At 64.8% G+C, this 22151-nt stretch carries 20 protein-coding genes; 4 read left to right on the plus strand and 16 right to left on the minus strand.

Features of this window, described 5'->3' with window-relative positions; translation table 11 throughout:
- Nucleotides 1-51: 51 nt before the first annotated feature.
- The 7 genes from ACQR1I_RS30730 to ACQR1I_RS30760 all read right to left on the minus strand — a co-directional run bounded on the left by ACQR1I_RS30730 (nt 52) and on the right by ACQR1I_RS30760 (nt 6968).
- The gene (locus ACQR1I_RS30730; protein WP_434870093.1) at nt 52-1578 is read right to left on the minus strand and encodes a copper resistance CopC/CopD family protein; all 1527 of its coding nucleotides are present in this window, start codon (nt 1576-1578) and stop codon (nt 52-54) included.
- A gap of 41 nt (nt 1579-1619) precedes the next feature.
- Entirely contained in the window at nt 1620-2156 is a 537-nt protein-coding gene (locus ACQR1I_RS30735; protein ID WP_434870092.1) for a YcnI family copper-binding membrane protein, read from the minus strand.
- A gap of 7 nt (nt 2157-2163) precedes the next feature.
- Complete coding sequence (locus tag ACQR1I_RS30740) at nt 2164-4629, minus strand: TonB-dependent receptor (protein WP_434870091.1); 2466 nt, start codon at nt 4627-4629, stop codon at nt 2164-2166.
- A 90-nt stretch (nt 4630-4719) separates the two neighbouring features.
- On the minus strand, nt 4720-5163 hold the full coding sequence (locus tag ACQR1I_RS30745) for a DUF2946 family protein (protein WP_434870090.1): 444 nt from the start codon (nt 5161-5163) through the stop codon (nt 4720-4722).
- Nucleotides 5160-5945, minus strand: a complete 786-nt coding sequence (locus tag ACQR1I_RS30750; protein WP_434870089.1) for a DJ-1/PfpI family protein — start codon at nt 5943-5945, stop codon at nt 5160-5162. Before ACQR1I_RS30750 ends, ACQR1I_RS30745 begins: the two co-directional genes overlap by 4 nt.
- 23 nt (nt 5946-5968) lie before the next feature.
- Entirely contained in the window at nt 5969-6475 is a 507-nt protein-coding gene (locus tag ACQR1I_RS30755) for a copper chaperone PCu(A)C (protein WP_434870088.1), read from the minus strand.
- 139 nt (nt 6476-6614) lie between these two features.
- Nucleotides 6615-6968 carry a DUF2946 family protein gene (locus ACQR1I_RS30760; protein ID WP_434888860.1) on the minus strand — a complete coding sequence of 118 codons (354 nt, stop codon included), beginning with the start codon at nt 6966-6968 and terminating at the stop codon, nt 6615-6617.
- Here ACQR1I_RS30760 and ACQR1I_RS30765 point away from each other — a divergent pair.
- Nucleotides 6919-7488 (plus strand): hypothetical protein, encoded by a 570-nt coding sequence (locus ACQR1I_RS30765; RefSeq protein WP_434870086.1) that lies wholly within the window; start codon nt 6919-6921, stop codon nt 7486-7488. The two genes, ACQR1I_RS30760 and ACQR1I_RS30765, sit on opposite strands and share 50 nt — an antisense overlap.
- A 15-nt stretch (nt 7489-7503) precedes the next feature.
- On the opposite strand, the gene ACQR1I_RS30770 is transcribed toward ACQR1I_RS30765, so the two are convergent.
- The gene (locus ACQR1I_RS30770) at nt 7504-8346 is read right to left on the minus strand and encodes a metallophosphoesterase family protein (protein WP_434888861.1); all 843 of its coding nucleotides are present in this window, start codon (nt 8344-8346) and stop codon (nt 7504-7506) included.
- Nucleotides 8347-8558: 212 nt separating this feature from the next.
- Here ACQR1I_RS30770 and ACQR1I_RS30775 point away from each other — a divergent pair, with 212 nt between their 5' ends.
- From ACQR1I_RS30775 to ACQR1I_RS30785, 3 genes are read left to right on the plus strand one after another with little or no spacing between them, the layout of a single operon-like run.
- A complete protein-coding gene (locus ACQR1I_RS30775; RefSeq protein ID WP_434870085.1) occupies nt 8559-9593 on the plus strand; it encodes a sugar ABC transporter substrate-binding protein in 1035 nt (344 codons plus the stop codon).
- Between the two features lie 11 nt (nt 9594-9604).
- Nucleotides 9605-11110 carry a sugar ABC transporter ATP-binding protein gene (locus ACQR1I_RS30780; RefSeq protein ID WP_434870084.1) on the plus strand — a complete coding sequence of 502 codons (1506 nt, stop codon included), beginning with the start codon at nt 9605-9607 and terminating at the stop codon, nt 11108-11110.
- A gap of 10 nt (nt 11111-11120) precedes the next feature.
- Complete coding sequence (locus tag ACQR1I_RS30785) at nt 11121-12158, plus strand: ABC transporter permease (RefSeq protein WP_434870083.1); 1038 nt, start codon at nt 11121-11123, stop codon at nt 12156-12158.
- A 253-nt stretch (nt 12159-12411) separates the two neighbouring features.
- Here ACQR1I_RS30785 and mtnK read toward each other — a convergent pair whose 3' ends face one another.
- From mtnK to nuoL, 8 genes are all read right to left on the minus strand, one after another.
- Complete coding sequence (gene mtnK, locus ACQR1I_RS30790) at nt 12412-13713, minus strand: S-methyl-5-thioribose kinase (protein WP_434870082.1); 1302 nt, start codon at nt 13711-13713, stop codon at nt 12412-12414.
- 100 nt (nt 13714-13813) lie between these two features.
- Entirely contained in the window at nt 13814-14089 is a 276-nt protein-coding gene (locus tag ACQR1I_RS30795) for a DUF1467 family protein (protein ID WP_434870081.1), read from the minus strand.
- Between the two features lie 15 nt (nt 14090-14104).
- Nucleotides 14105-14509: a methylmalonyl-CoA epimerase gene (mce, locus tag ACQR1I_RS30800; protein WP_434870080.1), complete on the minus strand. Its 405-nt coding sequence runs from the start codon at nt 14507-14509 to the stop codon at nt 14105-14107.
- 49 nt (nt 14510-14558) lie between these two features.
- Nucleotides 14559-16229, minus strand: coding sequence for a ribonuclease J (locus tag ACQR1I_RS30805; RefSeq protein WP_434870079.1), 1671 nt, complete (start codon nt 16227-16229; stop codon nt 14559-14561).
- Nucleotides 16230-17039: a biotin--[acetyl-CoA-carboxylase] ligase gene (locus ACQR1I_RS30810; protein WP_434870078.1), complete on the minus strand. Its 810-nt coding sequence runs from the start codon at nt 17037-17039 to the stop codon at nt 16230-16232.
- Complete coding sequence (nuoN, locus tag ACQR1I_RS30815; RefSeq protein ID WP_434870077.1) at nt 17040-18467, minus strand: NADH-quinone oxidoreductase subunit NuoN; 1428 nt, start codon at nt 18465-18467, stop codon at nt 17040-17042.
- A gap of 28 nt (nt 18468-18495) precedes the next feature.
- Complete coding sequence (locus ACQR1I_RS30820) at nt 18496-20004, minus strand: NADH-quinone oxidoreductase subunit M (protein ID WP_434870076.1); 1509 nt, start codon at nt 20002-20004, stop codon at nt 18496-18498.
- On the minus strand, nt 20001-22094 hold the full coding sequence (nuoL, locus tag ACQR1I_RS30825) for an NADH-quinone oxidoreductase subunit L (protein ID WP_434870075.1): 2094 nt from the start codon (nt 22092-22094) through the stop codon (nt 20001-20003). Before nuoL ends, ACQR1I_RS30820 begins: the two co-directional genes overlap by 4 nt.
- Nucleotides 22095-22151 lie beyond the last annotated feature (57 nt).

A 22151-nucleotide genomic window follows, 5' to 3' on the forward strand; every position in this document is an offset into this window, starting at 1 on the left:
TGGCTGCGCTGAAGCGGAGGATGAACGGCGGCTGGCGGCCTTCGGATGGCCTCAACGTGGCCTGAGCTCGAACTCGTCTTCCAGGCTGATCTGGTCGAAATCGTCGATCAGCGCGTCGATCCGGACATGCCAGCGGCCGGCCAGCGGCAGCGGCACGTCGCGGACGTGCCAGTCCTGATCTTGTCCCAGAACCGCCTTGCGCTCGAACGGCCCGACGCCGCCCGCCGGCATCTGGAGCGTCAGCGTCACCTCCTTGAGCTGGAGCCGGCTGCCATCGGCGTTCATCAACTGAAGCAGGAAACGGTCGAGCCCCACCCGGCCTGGAAATACGACGACCTGAAACATGGCGCGCTCGCCGTGGATATGGAGCCCGAGCGGCGCCTCGGGCACGAAGCTGCGCGGCGGCGGCGTGAAGCGCCAGCCGGCAACCACGCCGAGGATGGCCACGCCGAGGACGCATTCGAGCAGGATCGAGCGGCCGAGCGCTGGGGATGCAGGGTCGGCCGTAAAGGCGGGAACGAGGCGGTAGCGGTTCAGAGCGGCGAGGATGAGCAGCAGCACGACGAGTGCCAATTTGATCGCCAGCAGCTGCCCGTAGGTCGTCTCCACGAGAGCGTTGAGGGATTTGACTTCGGCCGTAGCGAGCCAGACGCCGCTCAACAGAAGCACGCCCACAATGGGGACTGCAGTGACGGAAAACCGGTGCAGCGCAGTTCGTGCATCGGCATCCGCCGTCACCACGAGCATGGCCAGCGGCACGAGCGCGCCGAGCCAGAACGCCACGGCCATGCCGTGGATGACGACCGCCGTCCGGTTCAGCCATTGCGGCTCCGCCGTCGATGCATGGCCGCTCAGCATGAGGGCCGCACCGACGCCTGCCAGTGCGATGGCTGCGAGCGGTCGGCTCCAACGGTCGCCCGCCATGCACATGGCAGCGAGCGCGACAGCCATCGCTGCAGCGGCGACGAGCACGCTCGACATGAGGCTCGTGTCGGCGGCAGCGATCCACGGGCCAGGTGTGAACAGGCTGCCGAGCGGGAGGTCCAGGAGGTCGAGCCCCTGCCCCGCGACCGACAGCAGCGCGGCCGCAAGCCCCACGGCGAGCAGGACGATCACGAGAGGGCGCGCGGCCGTGGCTCGCCCCAGCCACCTGAGAAAGAATACGCCACCGACGCCAAAGAACAGGCCAGCATACAGGCCGAGGCGGGCTGACCAGATCAGCCCGTCGCGCCAACGATCGCGTTCGATCGCCGCATCCATGCTGCTCCGTGAACCCACCGCGAAGCTCACGGTGCCCGCAACGGGATGGCCGTCCCCCGAGATCACACGATAGCTGAGCAGTTGGCTGCCGCGCGGCAGATCGGACGGCAATCTGACGACCACGACCGAGCCTGCAGCCTCCGGCTGAAGACGGTCGCGCTTGCGGCCACGCGCGTCGATCAGAACCAGCGCGCCGACCGCTACCGCTTCATCGAAGTGGAGGGTGAGCGCTGGCGGCGCCGCTTCGACAATGCTGCCGTCGGCCGGCTCGGCCGAGACCAGCACGGCATGCGCGCCGGCGCTGGTCGTGAGGGCCACGGCCAGCGCCAGGATGAGGAGGATGGCAGAGAGGCCGCGCCTCACGGCTTCGGCAGCAATCTGATGCCCGGCGCCGGCTGCTTGTAGCTGTGCGGATCCGTCCCTTCGGCCGGAATCTCGATCCAGCGCCTGACGTCGGCCTCGCACTCCTGCACCACGGGGAAATACAAGGTGGAGTCCGGCTTGAGCGCGGTGGTCAGCGTCATCCCCACCAGAAAAGGCTCGCGGGTCTTGGCGGGCACGCGGCCGCCGGACCAGACAATCTCCTGGACGCCTTCTGACACCTTCCGCCCTTCGTCCTCATACGCGGCCGCATAGACTCCCGTCTTGGTCTCGATCGTCCAGCCGGCCTTGGTCTCCGGCACAGCCGCGATCACGCCTTCCGGGATGCGGACGCGCAGCTTGATCGTATCGGACTCGCCGCAGCCATGCGGGACGACGAAGACCGCCTGGACACGGGAGCCGATCGCGGCCTCCTTGGTCTCCAGGATCACATGCGCGTTTGCCGGCCCGGCGACCGCGGCCAGCACGAGACCGGCGAGCGCCGGCAACGAGACCTTGCTGCTTCGAATGCTCATGATCACCTCAGAACGTGTATTTGGCGGCGAGCACGAAGGTGCGCCCGGGGAAGGGATGGAACAACGTGTACTGCTTATCGAACAGATTATCGACGCCGAAATCGAAGGCGAAATTCTTCGTCGCATTGTAGTGGATCTTCATGTCGACGACGAAGAAGCTGTCGAAAGCGCCATAGACGTGCGGCACGAGATCGGTGTTGTCCAGCGTCGAGTACTGCTTGCCGCTGTAACGCGCCGCGACCGTGTAGGCCCAGCTCTCGTTCGGCCGATAGGTCGCACCGAACTTGGCGCGCCAGTCCGGGACATAGGGAACGCGCTTACCGACGACGGGTATGGCCCCCTTCCAGTTTGCATCGGCCAGGATCTTTGAGTCGACATAGGTCACGCTGCCGAACAGCTGCAGACCATCGACGAGGACGTTGTCCTTATCGGCAGACAGCTCGACGCCGCGCATGCGGACCGCGTCGACGTTGCTGACCGCAGTCTGGACCGCCTGCCCGCCACCGGCGATGGGGACGGTGCTCGACTGCGAGATCAACGCGTCGAAGGTCTTCTCTTCGAACAGCGTCAGCCGCACGCGGCCGTCGATCCAGTGACGTTCGAGATTCAGCTCGCCGGTGTAATCATGTTCGGGCTTGAGCAACGGATTGGGCGTGTAGATTATGCCCCCTGACGAGACGTTCTGGTAGAGTTCGCCGACCGTCGGATAGCGATACGCCTCTCCGAAATTGGCCGTGACGTTCCAGTCCCGATTGATGTCGTAGGACAGCGAGGCCTTGGGTGAAAAGTTGGTCGCGCTGAGCTGAGGCTGCGAGGTCGTGACGGACTGAGTGATCACGCCGGCTCCATTGGTCAACGTGTTCACATTGACGCCATCCAGAGCACGCCAGGTTTCCATGCGCCCGCCCAGGGTCAGCTTCAGATTGGGGAGGATCTTCCAGGCATCCTGGAGCCAGAGCGCGCCGGTCCGGGTCTCGCCGACGCCGCTCGAATACAGCTGACCGGTGCCGGTGGACGTGGTCTGATCCCAGACGGTTGAAGCATAGGTCGGGTTCTCCAAACGATATCGGTCGCCGTGAAGACCGAAGGAGATCTCGTGCGGCCCGTCATAACCATACGGCCGCCAGATTCCCTTTGCGTCGGCATTCTGCCAGTTCGTGCCGTCTTGTCGCGCGATCTTGCCATTCTGCGAATAGCCAACGCCCGCTGCGGTGACGGTGAACGGATTGAGCTGTGTGTCTTGCAGGTAGTTGTAGCTCGACGCCGACAGATCGAAGTCGAAGGTCCCTTTGGTATCGCTCTTGATCGCAACGGCATTGGACAGCTGGGTCTGATCCCAGATGTAGCGCCCGCTCGCAAACCCCGAATTTCCGGCGAATGTCGGCTGGGCGTTCGTGTTGAGCCTCAGATAAGTCTGCGGGTTCGAGACCTGGTGATTGTTCCAGATCCCGAGCGAATAGGTAGCTTGGACCAAGGGCGTGATGTCGTAGGCCAGCCGCAGATTGCCCGAGGTCTGCTGCGAATGCGCGAGGATGCCTGCGCCAATCACGTTGGCCGGCGCGCCGGTCTTGTTCTGCGCAATATACGTCCCGTTCGTTCCGCCCGGAACGCCGGAGCTTGTGACATACGTCAGCGGCTGCTGATAGCTGTCGAGATAGTTGGCACTCACCAGCCACGACAGCTTGCCGTCGCGATTGCCGGCCGAGGCGCTGGTCTGGCTGGTGACGTAGGTGTCCTTGGTGCCGTACTGGCTCCACGGCATCACCGAGACCGTCTCCTTGGCGGTCGCGAACGGCTTGTCCGGCATCTTCGAAGTGATTAGCAGCACGCCGCCGATCGAGTTGCCGGGATAGGCGGCCGCAAACGGGCCGTTGAGATAGTCGATCCGCGCGATTGCCTCGGGCGAGATCAGGTTCCATTTCGGTGTGGCGTTGGTGTTGTTGTTGCCGAGCAGCGCCGACACCAGGAGGTCGTCGTAGTAGATCAGCGTGCGCGCGCTTGAATTGACGCCCCAGGTCCGCGTCGCCAGCACCGACATGTTGTCGCCGTCGTTGCGTTTGCGCACGAACAGGCTCGGCATGTATTTGACCGCGTCCTGGGGATCCTTGAGATTGATGGTCTCGTCGATCTGCTTGGACGTGATGCTGAAGCTCTCCTGCGGCAACGCGAAGCGCTGCTTGGCCGCAGGCGTCTCGAACGAACCCTTGACGCCGCCGCCGTCGATGTTGGCGGTCGAGACCGGCGCCGGCTGCGGCTGCGACGTGGTGGTGGGCTTCGGACCCCGAGCCGCCCCGGCCTGGCGCACCTGCGCGGCCGGATTTCGAACCGTCCGCTGTGGCGCCGCACGCGGCGCGTCGACGGTGACGGATGGCAATTCCCGCTCGGGCTGGGCGTGGGCGATCGTGGCCGGCTGCAACAACACGAGCTGCAAGGCGACGACGCTCACGCCACCGAGGGCATGACGACGAAACATGTTTTGACTTCCCCAATGCCGGCGACAGGCCGGTCTTCCTGATCTGATGCAGCGAGGTGCAAGCGCCTGCTGCGGATGCGACGGTCGTAATCAGGACAGGGAGGGAGGTGCTCGAGGCTGCGTTTGCGTGCGGGCGAGGAGATGGATCAGGCCGAGTTCGCGCCCGCTCCATGCTATCCGCGCCCATCCGCGCGGCGGGGCTGCGTGGGTCGGAACGGGCGGCGCATCGAGGGCTGTCGCGGCATGGACCACGCAGCACATGACGCAATCCAGGCCGCAGGCCGCGCGGTCGCCGTCGGAATCCGTGGGCGCGCCGTCGGCTTCGGCATGGCAGATCACTGCGCCGGCGAGCGGAGCGGCGGCTGCGAGCGTTCCCGCCGTCATCGCCGACGCCGCCACAGGCACCAGAACCTGAATGATAAGTGCGAACAGAGCCAGCGGCAGACTGCGCGCGATCCATCGGCGCCGCCCATTGCCGCGGGCACGGCCAACCGGCTTGCGCAAACCATCAATGATCGCGCGGCCTGACCTCATGGAATGCCGAGCCTCGCACCGGCGGAACGTGATGCCTGCTCGGCCTGCCGGATCAGCGGGGCGCGCTGGGTCAGCACCGCGTTGGTGGCGTCCGCGCCGGCGCGCTCCGGCGAACCGGATGCGAGGGGCGGCTGTGGATCGTATTCGATCAGGAGCTGGATGCGCCTGGCGGTGTCTTCGCTGGTGAGCTTTGCAGCCAGAGCGAGGCCAAAGTCGATGCCGGCCGTGACGCCTCCCGCCGTGATGCGGTTGCGGTCAGCCACCACGCGATCGGCCACCATCGTCGCGCCCATCAGCGGCAGCAGATCGCGCACGTACCAATGCGAGGTGGCGTTGTAGCCCTTCAACAGGCCCGCAGCGCCCAGCAACAGCGCGCCGGTGCAAACGCTGGTGACGAAGCGCGCTCGCTCGCCCCGCGCGGCAAGGAAATCGATCGTGCGCGGATCGTTCATGCCGTCGACGGTGCCCTTCAGCCCGCCCGGCACGAACAGCACGTCGAGCTCCGCCGGCGCCGTCTCGAAGCTGTGGGTCGGAGCCACGGGAATGCCGACATCGGTCATGACCGGCGCCATCGAGGCCGCCATCAAGCGGATATCGGCTTGCATGATGTTGAAGACGGTCAGCGGCCCGGTGAGATCGAGCAGGATCATGCCCTGATAGACCAGCAATCCGATGACGGGCTTGCCGGCAGAGTGCGTCGTCTGCTGGGCGCGAGCGCCCGGCAGCAGCAGGCCCGCGAGCGAGCCTGCCAGAAGGGACGAGTTAAAGGCGCGTCGGTCCATTGAAGGCACCCTAGGACAGCGCGTTACATCTTGTGCTCGTGCTTCATCATGCTGCCGCCCTCGCCGCCCGGCCCCTTGGCACCGACCGCCTGCACGTCGAGCGTCACGGCCACCTTGCCGGCCTTCTCGAACTCGAGCGTGACCGGCAGCTTGTCGCCCTGCTTCAGCGGACCCTTCAGCTCCATCATCATCAGGTGATAGCCGCCGGGTGCCAGCGCCACGATCTTGCCGGGCTCGATGACGAGGCCCTTCTCGAGCGGACGCATCGTCATGACGCCATTGGTGACGGCCATCTCATGGACCTCGATTCGGCCAGCCACGTCGCCCGACGCGGCAACCAGACGATCGGGTGCCGTGCCCTTGTTTTCGATGGTCAGATAGCCGGCGCCGGTCTTGGCTCCGCCCGGTGTCGCCCGGCTCCACGGCTGGCCGATGACGAGGTCACCCGCCTTCACGTCAGCAGCAAAGGCCGCGGGAGCGCCAGCCGATAGCAGAACGAGCGCGAGCAGAGAGCGTCTGAAGAACGTCATGTCGATAAATCCTCTCAATGGTCATTGGATGCGCCAGATCGACTCGTCGGCGCATCTCCCCCGCCGGACAAGGCAAGGCCGATGATGCAGATGGCTACTTCACATTCACGGAAACAGCGGCCGCATGGCGGCCAACGCGTCACAGCGGTGGTGGCGCTCTCGCCCGGGCGTGGGAAAATGCCCGCCCGACATGGACATCCGGCGCAGGCGCGCGCCAGACGATGTCCGAGACTGCGCGTTGCGAAAGGCCGATGGCGACCCTTGCCGGCGCATCCAGCGCGGTCGGCTGAGCCGCGCAGCACAGCGCACAGTCGCCCCGGACTTGCTTGGCCCGCGACTCATCATCAGCCGGGGAACCAGCCTGCCCGTGGCAGATCTCGATTCCACGCAGAGGATCGGCGCGGGCAGCCCATGCAGCACCGATCGGTGCCAGGATTTGCACCATGAGTGCAACCAGCACGATCGGAAGAAAAGCTTGCAGCCGCTGCCGCATCGATGCTCGCCAAATGAACGGAACTGTTGTGCCCGAGCGCGCGCCGGGAGTCGAGGTCACAGAGAGCACAGTCAGGACATTTGGCCGGGCCGTCGTTGACCAAGAACAAGCACGGCGAGGTTCCAGAGCCGTCCGCGATTGCGGTATTTCAGCACCTTGGTCGAAAAAGCGCGAAAGCAAAAGCGGCCAATTGCAAGCACTTATCGATCATTTCAGGAAGTGCGCGAAATTTGAACAATCGTTGCCGAAAAGGATGACAAACGCAAAAAGATCGTCTACGAATTCGGGCCTCAGGCTAACGCTTGCGGAAGTCTGGTGGTCCAAGTCTCGGGAGGAGCCCTGGCGCGCAACAAGCAGCGTCACCCCGCTTAACAAGATCAAATCTGAACTTGCGGGATATTTAAAGGGTCGACACAATTTCCGAGCAGGGCCCGCTGCCCTGCTCTATTTTTTTGAGCAATTTTTGGGCAGCCAACGTGTCAGAGCAGACGGTACCGGTCTGCGCATGAATGCCACCTGAACACGCTTCCGATCTTCATCCGCCGACAGCTGACGTGAACGACGACAATGGCGCCCGCCAGCGCGGTTTCACGCACGGCCACGGCAGCGTGACCGAAAGCGGCTCGCGCCCGGAAATGGTCCAACGCACCACGCCGCCGTCGATCTCCAACAGACCCGCAGCTTCGGCCGGCTCACCGGAGATGAACGTTTCGGTCAGCGATTGCAGGGTGAGGTGCGGCGTGCCGTCCACTGTGGTCAAAGTGCTCCAATGCACGTGCCCGGCAAGAGCGATGATGGGACACGGCGCCTGCGCGATCACACCCCGGATGGAATCGATTTCGGCGTAGGTCGCGTGGCCGGGATTGCGCTCGAAGTAGAAATTGCCGGTCTGCGCATGGCCCGACAAGGGAACATGGCTGATCAGCAAGGTCGGACGCTCGTCCGCCAGCAGTCGCTGGAGATCTGCGATGTCATCCGCGGCGAGATGAAGACCGCGCTCTCGCGTGAGTCTCACATCGGGCTGCCAGAATGCGCACCTGACGTTGCCGATCACCAGCGCACGCGATCCCGTCGGCCGGCCCAGAATAGCTTCGTTGTCGGCAAGGCTCAGCATGGCGACGTCATGGTTGCCGCTGACATGATGACGCGGCGCCGACAGCCTCGTGAATTGATCGGCGACCTCCTCCGCCAGCTTGCGATCGCGCTCGGGACTTTCATCCGATATGCGGTCGCCGAGTTCGATCACCGCATCGATCCGAACGGCATTGACCTCTGCGACAAAACGGCTCAGCAGCGGCATCGCCGCTGATCCCCGTTTGGTGGGCGTGTCCCGGCCGTGATGGATGTCGCCGATCACGGCGATGCGGGTCGAACTCAACTTGATCTCCTAGTGCGCAAGGCACATGCGCGTGACGCGCCGCGTAGCATCACAACATCACAGCTTCCTGACATCGCGCGTGCAGCGCCACACATTTGGGATGCAGCGCACAACATGTCGCTGTAGCGAGATGCAAAGCGATGTGAAACAGTGTCGATCTTGGTAGCGCAATCAATGACGCCGCCAGACAACGATGGGACAGGGAGCACGGAATGTCCGGCACTGACAAAACGTCCAAGAAAATCATCAGCACAAGGCGCGATCTTCTCCAGGCGGCGACGGCCGCCGGCTCCGCGGCGGCGCTGCTCGCCGGTTTCGGCATCAATCCGGCCATGGCCGCTGAAATGGGCCGCTCCGAAAAGCCGCTCAAGGCTGCATTCTCCAACGCCGGCCTGCAGGCGACCTGGTGCGCCCAGGGCAAGCAGGCGGCGGAATGGTGGGGCAAGCTGCTCAACGTCGAAGTGACCTGGTTCGACGGCCAGCTCGACGCGGTGAAGCAGCGCGCGGCGATCGACAACATGGCGTCGCAGAAATGGGACTTCGTCGCGATCCAGGCGTTCGGCATCGGCACCCTGACGCAGCCCGTGCAGAAGATGATCGACGCGGGCATTCCCGTGATCGACATGGACACGCTGATCGCGCCGCTGGATCAGATCAACGTCCACTCGTTCCTCGCCCCCGACAACGAGTTCATGGGCGCCTCGGTGACCCAGGCGCTCGCGACCGCGATGGGCGGCAAGGGCAAGATCATCATGACCCAGGGCGCGCTCGGCCACACCGGCGCCCAGGGCCGCGCCAAGGGCTTCAACTCGGTCATCAAGCAGTTCCCGAACATCGAGGTACTCGATACGCAGCCGGCCGATTGGGATGTCTCGAAGGCGGCACGCCTGTGGGAGACCTACCTCACGAAGTATCCGCAGATCGACGCGGCGTTCTTCCATAACGACGACATGGCGCTGGCCGCCTACAACATCATGAAGGCGCGCAACCGCACCAACATCCTGATCGGCGGCGTCGACGCCATGCCGCCGGCGATCCAGGCGGTCAGCGACGGCCGCATGTTCGCAACCGTCCGCAATCCGTCCTGCCGCATCCACGGCGGCGCGATCGTCGCGGGTGTCGCCGCCGTCACGGCCGGCGAAAAGAGCGGCCAGGGCATTCCGAAGAGTGTCGTGACCGACGGCCCCGTCGTGACCAAGGCCAACGCCGCGGGCATGCAATGGATGGAGGATCACTTCCTGATCTGAAGTCTCTCCCCATGTCGGACAGCCGCCCGCCTCTTCTGGAATTGCAGGACATCACCAAGTCGTTCGGCGGCGTCACCGCCTTGCGCGGCGTCGACTTCACGCTTCGCCCCGGCGAGATCCATGGTCTCGTCGGGGAGAACGGCGCCGGCAAGAGCACGCTGATGAAGATCATCGCCGGCGTGCACACCGGATTCTCCGGCCGTTTCCTGCTTGACGGCCGCGAGGTTCATTTCAACTCCGCGCGGGATGCCCGCGCGGCCGGCATCGCCATGGTGCATCAGGAGCTCAGCGTCGCCCCTGATCTCACCGTGGCGGAGAACGTGTTTCTCGGCAATCAGCCGACCAACGCGCTCGGCATCGTGCAATGGCGACGCATGGCGCGAGAGGCCGCCGAGCAGCTCAAGCGACTCGGCATCGAGGCCGATCCGATGAGCCGCCTCGGCGACCTGCCGATCGGCGTGCAGCAGCTGATCGAGATTGCGCGCGTGCTGTTCTCCGGCGCCCGCATCATCATCCTGGACGAACCGACCTCGGCATTGTCGCCGCCCGAGGTCGAGCGGCTGTTTGCGGCTTTGCGCAAGCTGCGCGAAGAGGGCACCGGGATTATCTTCATCTCGCATTTCATCGAGGACATTCTGCTGATCTCCGACGAGGTCACGGTGTTCCGCAATGGCTGCAAGATCATGGAGACGCGTGCGGCCGACACCAGCAAGGCGGCCCTGATCGAGGCCATGATCGGCAAGGGCCGCGACGCGCTGGAGGACAGCTACACCCACGACATCACCCTGCCCGCGCCGCCGGCCGGCAAGCCGGTGGTGGTCGAAGCCGACAGCCTGTCGCTGGCGCGCAACCTCAAGCGCGTCTCGTTCTCGGTTCATGCCGGCGAGGTGCTCGGGATCTATGGCTTCATGGGCTGCGGCCAGCTCGAGCTGGCGCGGATCCTGTTCGGCAAGCTCGCCCCCGATGCGGGCGAGCTGCGCGTCGCCGGCGAGCGCAACCGCTTCAAGAGCACGGCGGATGCGCGCCGCGCCGGCATCGCCTTCGTGCCGGAAAGCCGGCGCGACATGCTGTTCCTGCAGGAGCCGGTCTACAAGAATGTCTCGATCAGCATTCTCGACCGCATCAATGCAGTGCTGCTGAAGCCCTCGCGCGAGCGCGAACTCGCGCGGCGCCAGGTCGAGCAGCTGCAGATCCGCCCCGCTGACGTCGAGATCGACCTCGGCCTGCTCTCCGGCGGCAACCAGCAGAAGGTGGCGCTCGCCAAATGGCTCAGCCATCCGCCGCGGCTCCTGGTGTTGTGCGAGCCGACCCGCGGCATGGATGTCGGCGCCAAGAGCGACGTGATCGGAATCGTCCGGCAGCTGCGCGACCAGGGCATCGCCGTGATCGTCCTATCAACCGAGCCGGAGACGGTGCTGTCGCTGGCCGACCGCGTCATCGTGCTCAAGCGCGGCGAGGTCGTGCGCGAATTCGCCGGCGAGACCATCAGCAAAGACCGTCTGCTCGAGGCGGCGTAAGGAGAATCTCATGGCGCATGGCGACACCGTTCCGATTCCGGAGGCGCAGCAGCAACGCGCGGGCGGCATCGGCTCGATGCTGCGCTCGCAGATGCGCAACATCGCCCCATTCCTGACGCTGATCTTTCTGAGCGCGTTTTTCGCGATCGCCTCGCCCTCGTTCGCGACCGTCGACAATGTCGGCAACATCCTGACCCAGGTCTCGGTGACCGGCATCATCGCGGTCGGCCTCACCTTCGTGATCCTGTGCGCCGAGATCGACCTGTCGATCGCGGCCATCGCCAACGTCACCGGCATCGCGGTGGCCTACTTCACCTTGCAGGAATCCTACGTCAACATCGCCAACGTGCCGATGCCCGGCTTTGCCGCGATCCTGCTCGCGCTGGCCTTGTGCGCCCTGCTCGGCGTGGTCAATGCCTTCGGCCTGACGGTGATCGGCATCCCCTCCTTCATCATGACGCTCGCGATGATGCAGATCGCCGCCGGCGTATCGGCGATGCTGGTGCGCGGCCAGATCGCCTACAAGGTCCCGCCCATCATCACCACGCTCGGCTCCGGCTCCGTCGCGGGCATCCCGTGGATCGTGATCGTCGCCGCCCTGATGCTGCTGCTCGGGCACCTCGTGCTGACCTACACTCGGTTCGGCCGCTACGTCTACATGGTCGGCGGCAACCGCGAAGCGGCTGAATATTCCGGCCTGAACGTCAAGCTCATCCTCGGCAGCGTCATGGTGATCTCGGCGGTCTGCTCCGGCATCGGCGGCATGCTCGGCGTGGCGCATTTCGGCAGCGCGCAGCAGAACGAGTTCGACACCTACCTGCTCGACTCGATCGCCGCCGTCGTGGTCGGCGGCACCAGCCTGTTCGGCGGCCGTGGCGGCATCGGCAACACCATCGTCGGCCTGTTCGTGCTCGGCGTCCTCAACAACGGCCTCGACCACGTCAACATCGACAGCTTCCTGAAGATCCTGATCCGCGGCCTGATCCTGCTGGCAGCGCTGGTGATCAACGTCTACGCGCAGCGCCTGCGCGCAAAGGCGGCGGATTGAGCGGGATCCTGTTGGGTGGGCAAAGCCGCCGCCCGCAGGGCGGCAGCGTGCCCACCGTCCATCAACGAGTTCGTGCGCGAATGGTGGGCACGGCGCGCGAAAGAACCAAGCCTGGCTGACACATCGTGCCACGCCTTTGCCCACCCTACGAGGCGTCTTCCGTCATTGCGAGCGCAGCGAAGCAATCCTGGGCTGCGCTCGACTCTGGATTGCGTCGTCGCTTCGCTCCTCGCAATGACGAGAGCTTCGACGTCTAGAACTCCGGCTGCCATTCTCGCAGTTTGCGTGCAGCCTTCGTCACCGCATCGATGGACGTGAACGATGCCGTCTCGGTCATCAGCGTTCGCGCCAGCCGCAGCGCCCTTGCCTCGGACATCGCGCGCTGCTTCGCATCTTCGATCAGCTCGAAGTCGATGTTGTGCGCGAGACCAAGGATGCGGCGGATGATCTTGGCGGCCGTGAAGCCGACGGCATCCTGGAAAAGCCTCGCCATGTATGCCTGGCGCTCCGTCTCCAGCCGCGCGGCGCCCGCCTCACCGGGGAACAGCGACAGCGGATAGGCATCTCCGGTCGCCTCGCTGCGCCAGAGCGCCAGAAATTTGCCTGCGAACCCGGTCCAGACCTGATCGACCGTGCTCAGCACCCAGTCCTCGAAAGCCTGCCTGTCACCGTGCGACCGCTCGTGACCGGCTGACGCAAAATACGCCATCAGCAGGTTGGCCAGCACGGCGCCGACGTCAAAACCCATCGGACCGTAGAAGGCGAATTCCGGATCGATCACCTTGGTCTCGGTGTCCGTCACCATGATCGAGCCGGTGTGAAGATCGCCATGGATCATCGCCTCGGCGCTCGACATGAACTTCAGCTTCAGCCGGGAGATCGCGACATGCAGATCCATGTCGGCGCGGATGTCGGCCGCGGTGGCGTCCAGCCATGGTGATGTCCAGCGGTTCTGCTCGGCGATCCGATAGGGATCGGTGAAGATCAGGTCCTCCGTGATCTTGCACAGCGCATGGTTGCCGGCGAAGCTCGCAATGGCCTCCTTCTTCTCCGCAGCCGACAGCGCAAGATCGGATGAGAGGAACAAGGTCCGCGCCATGAACGTCGTGATGTGATCGACGAAGGCCGGATAGATCGTGCCTGCCACCATGCCTTTGCGCATGATGATGTGAGGCTCCAGCAACTCCATCGCGGTCAGCGCCAAAGCGGCATCGTGATGCACGATCGCAGGCACCGACGCCGGCGCCAGCCGGCCCTGATGGGAGAGCGCGAGGTGCTCATAATGGGCGCGCGACAACGGCAGCGGCCAGCTCTCGCCGACGAGACGCACGTAGGGCAATGCCTGTTTGACGGCGAGGCCGCCGGTCGTCCCCTTGACGATGAAGACGAGGTTGAGATTGCCGTCGCCCACCTCGGCGATGGTCCAGCGCTCGGCCGGTCCACCGAGTTGCGCAGCCACCGCCGGTATCGCGGCGAGATAGAGGCGAAGATCCGCCTCGTTCAGAATGCGATAGTCCGATGGCGTCTGCTGCCGAGCGGCGGCCGATGTCGTCACGCGCAACCTCCCTGTCGATCTCGTTTCGCTCCCTATAGCAAAAAAGCCGACGCGCGTCCGCGCATCGGCTTCGGGAGGGCTGTTGTGCGATGCAAGCGGACTAGAACGGCATCCCCATCAGCCTGGACAGCCGCTCGATGTTGAGATAGCCGGCCTGATAGGCCATCAGGCCCAGGCCGAAGATGACGGCCGACACCAGCGTCGTCCAGATCAGGCGGCGGCCCATCAGACTGATGGTCGGCGCGCCCGGATCGGTGCCGGGCGCCGCGCCGCCGGTCTCATGCTGACTGCGGACGCCGAACGGCAGGATCACGAACAGGGTCACCCACCACAGGACGAAGTAGATCGCGAGCCAGGTTGAGATCGTATAGGCCATGATCGTGCCGATGCCTCAGGACTGCTCGATCTCGACGAGCGCGCCGGAAAAATCCTTCGGATGCAGGAACAGCACGGGCTTGCCGTGCGCACCGATTTTCGGCTGGCCATCCCCGAGCACCCGGGCGCCCTCCTTGATCAGCGTGTCGCGCGAGGCGATGATGTCGGCCACCTCGTAGCAGACGTGATGGATGCCGCCATCGGCATTGCGCTCGAGAAACTTGGCGATCGGCGAGGCGTCGCCGAGCGGCTGGATGAACTCGATCTTGGTGTTGGGCAGCGTGACGAACACGGTGATGACGCCGTGCTCCGGCAGCGGCACCGCGGCAGAGATCTCCGCGCCGAACGCCGCGCCATAGATCTTGGCGGCCTTCTCGGCGTCCTTGACGGCGATGGCGACGTGGTTGAGCCGGCCCAGCATTGCGTCCTCCATTGTCGATTGTTCGGCCGTTCAATGCGGCCTTGTGCGCTCAGACTTCCAGCACGTGGACGATACAGATCGGCTTTTTGCCCCACTGCTCGTTCACGGTCGAGCGAACCGCCCGCCGCACCGATTCCGCGGCAGCATCGGGATCGCGCTTCCGCGCCCGCGGCAGACCTTCGAAGGTCGAGACCACGGCATCGAAAACGATGTCGTCCATCTCCTCTCCGGCAGCATTCTTCTCGGGAATGCCGACCATGTCGACCTCGGGATCGTCGGCCAGCTCGCCCTTTTCGGTGATGGCCAGCGCCACGAAGATGCAGCCGGCAAAGCTGATCTTGCGGCGCTCGACGACGGCGCGCGACTTCGAATCCTCAAGGATGTTGCCGTCCTTGTAGAGGCGTCCTGACGGCAGCTGGTCGATGATCCCGGGATCTCCAGGGCCGAGCTTGACGAGGTCGCCGTTGCGGCAGGTGATCACCTTGGGCACGCCACAGGCGCGCGCCAGCTGCGCGTGCTCGTGCAGGTGCAGCGCTTCGCCGTGCACGGGAATCAAGAGCTGCGGCCGCGTCCACGCGATCATGTCGCGCAGCTCGTCGCGACGCGGATGGCCCGACACGTGGACCAGATGATTGCGATCGGTGATGATTTCGATTCCCTGCTGCACCAGCCCGTTGATGACGGCGCCGACCGCCTTCTCGTTGCCGGGGATGGTGCGCGAGGAGAAGATGACGGTGTCGCCCTTGTTCAGCGTCACCAGCGGATGATCGTCATTGGCGATTCGCGCCAGCGCCGCACGCGGCTCGCCCTGGCTGCCGGTGCACAGGGCCAGCACCTTGTCCGCCGGAAAATGGCCGTAGAGATCCATGCCGCGGAAGTTCTGTACGCCGTCGAGATAGCCGGTCTCGCGCGCGACCTGCACCACGCGCTCCATGGCGCGGCCGACGATCACGACCTCGCGCTCGGCTTCGCGCGCGGCTTCCGCGACAGCGCGGATGCGGGCGACGTTCGAGGCGAAGGTGGTGACGGCGACGCGGCCCTTGGCTTCCTTGACGAGGGCTGCGATCGTCTTGGCGACCTCCGCCTCGGACGGCGAGCGCCCCTCGCGCACGGCATTGGTGGAATCGCCGATCAACGCCAGCAGTCCGGCATCGCCGAGCTCGCGCAGCCGCTTCTCGTCGGTCGGCGCGCCCAGCACCGGCGTCGGATCGATCTTCCAGTCGCCGGTGTGCAGGACGGTGCCGACCTCGGTGTGGATGGCGAGCGCATGCGATTCCGGAATCGAATGCGCGACCGGAATGAACTCGACATTGAACGGCCCGATGTCGACGCGGCCGCCCGACGGGATCACCTTGACCGGGATCTTCGCCGGCAGCCGTTCGGCTTCGCACTTGGCCTCGAACAAGGCGGCGCTGAACTTGGTCGCGTAGATCGGGCATTTCAGCCGCGGCCAGAGATCGATGATGGCGCCGAAATGGTCCTCATGCGCGTGCGTCAGCACCAGGCCGACGAGGTTCTTGCCCTCCTTCTCCAGGAAAGCAACGTCGGGCATGATCAGGTCGATGCCCGGCAAGTGCTCCTCGTCGCCGAAGGAGACGCCGAGATCGATCGCAAGCCAGGAGCGCTGGTGGCGATTGCCGAGGCCGTAGATCGACAGGTTCATGCCGATCTCGCCGACGCCGCCGAGCGGCGCAAATGTCAATTCGTCCGGACGCGCCATCTAGACCGCTCCCTTGGATGCAACCGAGCCGAAATGAACATCACCGGCCGTGATCGGCTCCAATCGTCCCTCCGCGGTCCGCACCAGCATACAACCCTGTTCGTCGATCGTGTCGAAAATCCCCTCGATGATAGCATGTCCGGACCTGATGGCGACCGGCTGGCCGAGGCCCGCCGCGCGCTCAAGCCACAACCTGCGGATATCACCGAAGCCGCGCCCCTCGTCCCAGATGCCGACATACTCGACCCAGTTGTCGGACAGCGCGGTGAACAGATCCTCGGCGCTGACCTCGACCCCGAGATCCCGCAGCGAGACCGCAGGTGTCGGGGTATCGGTCGGCGCCGCCACCACATTGGTACCGATGCCGGCCACCACCGCCAGCCCGCCGGCCACCTGCTCCGCCTCGAGCAGCATGCCGACGATCTTGCGACCGCCGGCGAGCACGTCATTCGGCCACTTCACCTCGAAATCGAGCGCTGAACTGCCGCCGCTCCGCAACACCGCCTCCCGGCTCACCTGCCGCAGCGCGCTCGAGATCGCGAGACCGGCAGCGAAGCCGAGCGTGGCGGCAACGGCCGGTCCGACGTTCAGCACTTCGAGCACCGACGAGGCCAGATTGCCGCGCGGCGCAATCCATGGCCGCTGGCGACGGCCGCGCCCGGCGGTCTGCTCGGTCGTGACGAACCAGCACGGCGCTTTCGCGCCTTGCCGTGCCGCGGTCAGGGCCTCGACATTGGTGGAGCCGGCTTGATCGAAGGCCACGAGCCCGTAACCGTCAGCGGCGGCACGGGCTCCAAGAGTAAACGACATCTAGAACAGCGACTTCGCCGCGGCCGCGGCAGCGCTGACCAGCGGGCCGGGATAGGCGAAGAACAGGATGTTGAAGATGCCGGAGACGGCGAGCACGGTGCGCAGCTCGATCCGGACCGGATCGAGCGTGGCGAGAGGCTCGTCGAAATACATCGTCTTGACGATCAGCAGGTAGTAGTAGGCGCCAACGACGCTGGTGAGCACGCCGATCACCGACAGCGTGAACAGCCCGCCCTTGATCGCGGCGACGAACACGTACCATTTGGCGAAGAAGCCCGCGAGCGGCGGAACGCCGGCCAGCGAGAACAGCAGCATCGCGAAGAAGAAGGCGAGCAGCGGGTTGGTGCGCGAGAGACCTGAGAAATCACTGATCTTCTCGAACGACTGGCCGTTGCGCTTGATCGCCATGATCACGGCGAACGAGCCCAGCGTCATCGCGACATAGATCGCGATGTAGGTCAGCACGCCCTGCGCGCCCTCCACCGTGCCGGCGGCGAGGCCGACGAGCGCGAAGCCCATGTGGCCGATCGACGAATAGGCCATCAGGCGCTTGATGTTGGTCTGGCCGATCGCGGCGAACGAGCCGAGCGCCATCGAGGCGATCGAGACGAACACGATGATCTGCTGCCACTGGAAGGTGATGCCGGGGAACGCGGTCAGCGCGACGCGGGCGAACACGGCGATCGCCGCGACCTTCGGCGCGGAGGCGAAGAACGCCGTGACAGGGGTCGGCGCGCCCTCATACACGTCCGGCGTCCACATGTGGAACGGCACCGCCGAGACCTTGAAGCACATGCCGGCGAACAGGAAGACGAGGCCGAAGATGATGCCGACGCTGCCGGTCTTGGTCGCCGCGGCGATCCCGGCAAAGCTCACCGTGCCGGTGAAGCCGTAGATCAGCGAGGCGCCGTACAGCAGCATGCCGGACGACAACGCGCCAAGCACGAAGTACTTCAGGCCGGCTTCGGTCGACTTGACGTTGTCGCGATGGCTGGCGGCGACGACGTAGAGCGCCAGCGACATCAGCTCGAGGCCGAGATAGAGCGTGATCAAGTCGCCGGCCGAGATCAGGACCAGCATGCCCAAGGTCGAGAGCAGCACCAGGATCGCATATTCGAAGATGCGGCGGTCCGGCTTCGACAGGAACTCCGCCGACATGATCAAGGTTGCGGCCGAGCCGATGATCGCCAGGATCTTCAGGAAGCGCGCGTAGCTGTCGGCGATGAAGCTGCCGCCGAAAGCCTGGCCGCCCTGCTGCCTGAGCACCACGATGCCCACCACGATCAGCAGCGCGACCGCGAGGCCGGTGACGATCCCCGTCGTCCCCTGCCCGCGAAACGCGCCCAGCATCAACAGCGCCATGGCCCCCAAGGCCAGCAGCAGCTCCGGCAGCACCACCCAAAGCTGAGGCCCAAGATTCTCGATCATCGTCTCTGTCCCGACCCCAAGGGTCTCATCATTGGAGCAGCGCGGCGGCCTTCACGGCCGTCACGGCGGTATTGTAGTTGGTCACGAGCTGCTGCACCGAGGCGGCCGACATGTCCAGGATCGGCTTCGGATAGACGCCGAACAGGATGGTCAGCGCCACCAGCGGAAACAGGATCACACCTTCACGGAAGGTGAGGTCCTTGATGCTCGCGAGCGACGGCTTGGTCAGCGCGCCGAACACCACCTTGCGGTACAGCCACAGCGCATAGCCGGCCGAGAGGATGACACCGAACGTCGCGAAGAACGCCGTCGGGATCGACACCTTGAAGGTGCCGAGCAAGGTCATGAACTCGCCAACGAAGCCGGAGGTGCCGGGCAGGCCGACATTGGCCATGGTGAAGACCATGAACACCAGCGCGTAGACCGGCATCCGGTTGACGAGGCCGCCATAGGCCGCGATCTCGCGAGTGTGCATGCGGTCGTAGACGATGCCGACGCAGAGGAACAGCGCGCCCGAGACGATTCCGTGGGAGATCATCTGGAACACGCCGCCGGCGACGCCCTGCATGGTGCCGGCGAAGATGCCCATCGTCACGAAGCCCATATGCGCCACCGACGAGTAGGCAATCAGCTTCTTGATGTCCTCCTGCATCAGCGCGACCAGCGAGGTGTAGATGATCGCGACGGCAGAGAGCGTCCACACCAGCGGCGCGAAGTCGTGCGAGGCCAGCGGGAACATCGGCAGCGAGAAGCGCAGGAAGCCGTAGCCGCCCATCTTCAAGAGGATCGCCGCCAGGATCACCGAACCCGCCGTGGGCGCCTCGACGTGCGCATCCGGCAGCCAGGTGTGAACCGGCCACATCGGCATCTTCACCGCGAAGGAGGCGAAGAAGGCCAGCCATGCCCAGGTCTGCAGGTTACGCGGCACCGCCGTGTGCATCAGCGTCGGGATGTCAGTCGTCCCTGCGTTCCAGTACAGCGCCATGATGGCGAGCAGCATCAGCACCGAGCCGAGCAAGGTATAGAGGAAGAACTTGAACGAGGCATACACCCGGCGCGGGCCGCCCCAGACGCCGATGATCAGGAACATCGGGATCAGGCCACCCTCGAAGAACAGGTAGAACAGCACGAGGTCGAGCGCCGAGAAGGTGCCGACCATCAGCGTTTCCAGGATCAGGAACGCCATCATGTATTCGCGCAGGCGGTTGGTGACCGACTTCCAGCTCGCGATGATGCAGAACGGCATCAAGGCGGTGGTCAGGATCACGAACGGCAGCGAGATGCCATCGACGCCCATGTGGTAGCTGATGCCGGCCGCCAGCCAGTTCTTCTTCTCGACGAACTGGAAGTCGGTCAGGTTGGGGTCGAAGCGCAGCACCAGGATCACCGACACCGCGAAGGTGATCAGCGTGGTCCACAGCGCGATCCAGCGCGCGTTGCGCCGGGCGGCTTCGTCGTCGCCGCGGACCAGATAGATCAGCAGCGCACCGACGACGGGCAGGAAGGTGACGACGGAGAGAATTGGCCAGGTGGTCATTGCTGGCCCCCCATGAACATGAACCAGGTGATCAGGCCGGCGACGCCGATCAGCATGGCAAAGGCATAGTGATAGAGATAACCGGTCTGGATCTTGACGACGTTGCGCGTGACGTCGAGCACGCGCGCCGAAACGCCATCCGGACCGAACCCGTCGATGACGAAACCGTCGCCCTTCTTCCAGAGGAAGCGGCCGAGCCACTTCGCCGGACGGACGAAGATGAAGTCATACAGCTCGTCGAAGTACCACTTGTTGAGCAGGAACTTGTAGAGCAGCGGTTGCTGCGCGGCGAGTTCCTCCGGCAGGTATGGACGGCTGACGTAGAACAGCCAGGACATGAAGAAGCCGAGTACCATCATGACGAACGGCAGCTGGCCCAGCCAGAACGGCATGTGCTCCATGTCTTCGAGGATGTGAGGGTTCATCTTCAGCGACTCGCTGAAGAACTCCTCGACTCCGTGCGGGTGAACGAAATAGTCCTTGAACACCCAGCCGGCAAAGGCTGAGCCGATCGCCAGCACGAACAGCGGAATCCGCATCCAGATCGGGCTCTCATGCGCGGCATCGTAATGATGCTGGTCGTGCGGCGCGCCAAAGAAGGTCTTCCAGACCAGGCGCCAGGAGTAGAACGACGTCAGGCCGGCCGCAACGATCGTCAGGAAGTAGGCATAGGTCGCGAACGGATTGTGCGCGGCATACGCGGACTCGATGATCGCGTCCTTGGAGAAGAAGCCGGCAAAACCCGGGAAGCCGGTCAGCGCCAGAGTGCCCACCGTCATCACCGCGAAGGTGAACGGGATCTTCTTCCACAGGCCACCCATGTTGCGGATGTCCTGCTCGTGGTGCATCGCATAGATCACCGAGCCGGAGCCCAAGAACAGCAGCGCCTTGAAGAAGGCATGCGTGAACAGATGGAACATGCCGACCGAGTAGGCCCCTGCTCCCATCGCCACGAACATGTAGCCGAGCTGCGAGCAGGTCGAATAGGCGACGATGCGCTTGATGTCGTTCTGCACGAGGCCGATGGTGGCCGCGAAGAATGCGGTGGTGGCACCGAAGAACATCACGACGGCCTGCGCGTTCGGCGCAAGCTCGAACAGCGGCGACAGGCGCGCCACCATGAACACGCCGGCGGTGACCATGGTCGCGGCGTGGATCAGCGCCGACACCGGGGTCGGACCTTCCATCGCGTCCGGCAGCCAGGTGTGCAGCAGGAACTGCGCCGACTTGCCCATCGCGCCCATGAACAGCAGCAGGCAGGTGAGCGTCAGCGCATCGGCATGCCAGCCGAGGAAGTTGATGGTCGTCTTGCCGGCAATGCTCGGCGCGGCGGCGAAGATGGTCTCGAAGTCGGTCGACTTCGTCAGCAGGAAGACTGCGAAGATTCCCAGCGCGAAGCCGAAGTCACCGACGCGGTTGACGACGAAGGCCTTGATCGCCGCAGCGTTCGCCGACGGCTTCTGGAACCAGAAGCCGATCAGCAGGTAGCTGGCGAGACCGACGCCTTCCCAGCCGAAGAACAGCTGCACCAGATTGTTCGCAGTCACCAGCATCAGCATGGCGAAGGTGAACAGCGAGAGATAGGCGAAGAAGCGCGGACGGTTCGGATCCTCGTCCATGTAGCCGATCGAGTAGAGATGCACGAGCGACGACACGCTGGTCACCACGACCAGCATCACCGCCGTCAGCGTGTCGACGCGCAGCGACCAGGCGACCTGCAGCTCGCCGGAGTTGATCCAGGGCAGCAGCTCCTTCACCCCGGCTTCGTGGTGCATGAAGCCGACGCTGACGAGGGTCGCCCAGGACAGCGCAGCCGAGACGAACAGCAGCGCCGTGGTGATCGCCTGTGCGGCCCAGGTGCCGGACGCCGGCGGCTCGGCGACGTGATGGTCGTCGTGCCCATGACCGTGATCATCATGGCCGTGATCGTCATGCGCATGGGCGTGCGCGTCGGCGGCGCCGTGGCCATGGCCGTCGTGATGATGCTCAACCTCGTCGCCGCTCGGATGGCGCCCATGCGCCCCGAGCAGCGCGATCAGGCCGGCCAGGATCGCGCCCAGCAGCGGCAGAAAGACAATGGCCTGGATCATTCGCCCGTTCCCTTACGCATGACCTTGCCGGCGAGCCGGCCCCCACAGATGCGGTTC

Source organism: Bradyrhizobium sp. HKCCYLS2038 (genome assembly GCF_051167655.1).
GTDB lineage: Bacteria > Pseudomonadota > Alphaproteobacteria > Rhizobiales > Xanthobacteraceae > Bradyrhizobium.